Source organism: Moraxella oculi (genome assembly GCF_023336735.1).
GTDB classification, from domain to species: Bacteria; Pseudomonadota; Gammaproteobacteria; order Pseudomonadales; family Moraxellaceae; genus Moraxella; species Moraxella oculi.
Genome location: NZ_JAMBAQ010000046.1, coordinates 1 through 2,410, shown reverse-complemented (window position 1 = coordinate 2,410; position 2,410 = coordinate 1). Strand labels below are relative to the sequence as shown.

Sequence of the window (2,410 nt, the reverse complement as noted above, 5' to 3'; positions counted from 1 at the left end):
ACCAAGCAGGACTTAGCCACATCAATACAGAAAACTTCAACCAACCAGAAGTGCAAGATGAGCTAAATCAAATCATTGCTAATGACTTTGATAAGGAGCAAGCATTAAAAGAGTTAAATGCCCAAACAGTGATTACCACAGAGTTTGGGAGAGAGGCTCCAAAGGTAGTGGCTGATTTCAGTAAAGATCAAATCAAACGCATTGCAAGCGATCCAAATCTAACCCCTGAAGAAAAAACAACGGAGCAACAAAAGTGGGCAGAAGGTGGGATTTACCGTGTGGCACTGCATACGGCTGTTGGTGTAATCGGTACTGGTACGATTGAAGGAGCTGTTACTACAGGCAGTATTGCTGCCTCAGCACCAATAATCGATAAGCTGTCAGAACAAACAACTAAGCAATTAGTAAAAGCGGGCATTTCAGAAGATACGGCACAAAATGCCACAAGTCTAATCACAAGCCTTGCCATTGCAACTGCTACCCAATCAGCAGGAGTAGACACTTCAAGTACTGTAATGGCGGTGAATGCAGATGCGTTTAATCGGCAGTTGCATCCCGATGAGATTCGTTTTATCTTAAATGAGGATAGAGTCAAGAGATTTGCTGATAAATATGGACTGAGTATTGAGGAGGCTAAAAAAGAGCTGGCAATTGTCGCTACAGCTTACCATGATTTAGAATGGGCGGAGGCATTTGAAAAAGATGGTAATAAATCAAATGTGTTGCATGAGGATCAAGATAGAGCTTTTGATTTTTTATACCATGATGAAGTTGTTCAAGACTATTGGAGTGCTCCCAACGAAACCAATAGTAATATGAATTTGTTTAAAGACGATTTAAGGGATAAGGTTCGTGAGGATTCTTTTAAAAACCTAGATGAATTAATGCGAGCTGCAGCTCATGATCAGACCGTCAGGGAGTATATAGAATTAATATGGGTTAATAAAGATCCTGCATTGGCAGCTTTTGAGTATAATAAAGGTGTTGGCAATGCTTATAACACAGCAAACACCAACCCTATTAAAACTACAAAACTCATACTGGATGACTTTATTAATTTAATTCCCAATATTATCAAATCTGCACAAAGCTCAGATATTGGACCTATAGACAGTGTTCGAGGAGCAAAAGATTATGAAAGACTGTTGCAGTTGCAAGGTAATTATTATGACTACGGATACTTAAAAACATCTCAAGAGATAGAAAACTCTCAAAAAATATGGATGACAATGCCAGTAGCTGAGGTGTCAGCACTTGCAGCTAAAAAGGTTTTGCAGGGGAGGAATATTAGGCATGCTAATAAGCCTGCCTCCACTCAAGAGAATAGTGTAAGAATTGAGAATAATGTAAATGCCGATAATGATAGTTTTACTCACATTTCGGATTTAATGAAAAAAGCTGAAAGTACTGGCTGGAAAAGTCCAGATGGCAGTATTATTTGGCCTCCTAACAATGGTATTGTACCACACTCGTCATTTAATACCATAATTCCAGTAGGGTCGAGACTAGATAGGTATGGCGGCACAGGCGATCGCTCTTCATATTTGGCCCCAGTAGATGTTCCTGTTGATGCCAGAGCTTTATCGCCAGATACCAATCTACTAATTAGAGATGAGTACATTGTACTTAAACCCTTGCCTGTAATACAAAGTAAGGTTATGCCTTGGTTTGGAAAAGAAGGTATGGGTATTCAGTATGAAACAAAAGAAGCAACAGGTTTTACAATCAAGCAATTAGAAGAGCTTAAGTATATAGAAAAGGTGGTAAAATGATTGACATCAATATAAATGAAAAATATCATAAGGGAGATTTTTTTCAAAAAAATGAAACTCTATTTCCTTATGATCAATATAAAATCATGATGAAAAAGAGTATAATACATAATCTACAAGGGGAACCTTGTGAAATTTTTGGAGAGAAAATAAACAACCCAAATAATCTCTACTACTGCCTAGACTATTTGGATAATTGTATTGCTATCTCTGCATTTGAAAAAGGAGAGTATAATCTACTAGCAATTTTTCCTTTAATGAGTTTAACATCGGCATCAAAATATTTTACCGAGATTGTAACGGATGGTAGGGTTTGCATGAAGGATTTTGTATATATCCAATAAATCAATAAGAACAATAGATTGAGTTGAATGAATGTGAAACCTAACATTTGTGGCTTAACCTATTGAATTCGTTGGCCTTCGCTTTGCCCAAGCCTAACCCTTAACGACCATAACCCATTAACCACAACCACCAACCCCAAAAACCCCAAACCCATGACCCATACCAACCACCCATCTTACCCTATATTATCCTTACCAACACGATTGGCACTGGCTGTCTCTTTGACCTTATGTTGTTCAGCTTATGCCAACACTTCTAAACAGATTGCCCATCAGCAAATCTTGCTTAATGAA

General features: G+C 38.0%; 2 protein-coding genes. Both read left to right on the top strand.

Annotation, left to right across the window (positions count from 1 at the left end; translation table 11 throughout):
- On the top strand, window positions 1-1,772 hold a 1,772-nt coding region (locus M2R47_RS09260; protein WP_249102485.1), incomplete at its 5' end, for a TNT domain-containing protein.
- The gene (locus M2R47_RS09255; RefSeq protein ID WP_249102479.1) at window positions 1,769-2,116 is read left to right on the top strand and encodes a hypothetical protein; all 348 of its coding nucleotides are present in this window, start codon (window positions 1,769-1,771) and stop codon (window positions 2,114-2,116) included. The genes M2R47_RS09260 and M2R47_RS09255, both read left to right, overlap by 4 nt.
- Window positions 2,117-2,410 lie beyond the last annotated feature (294 nt).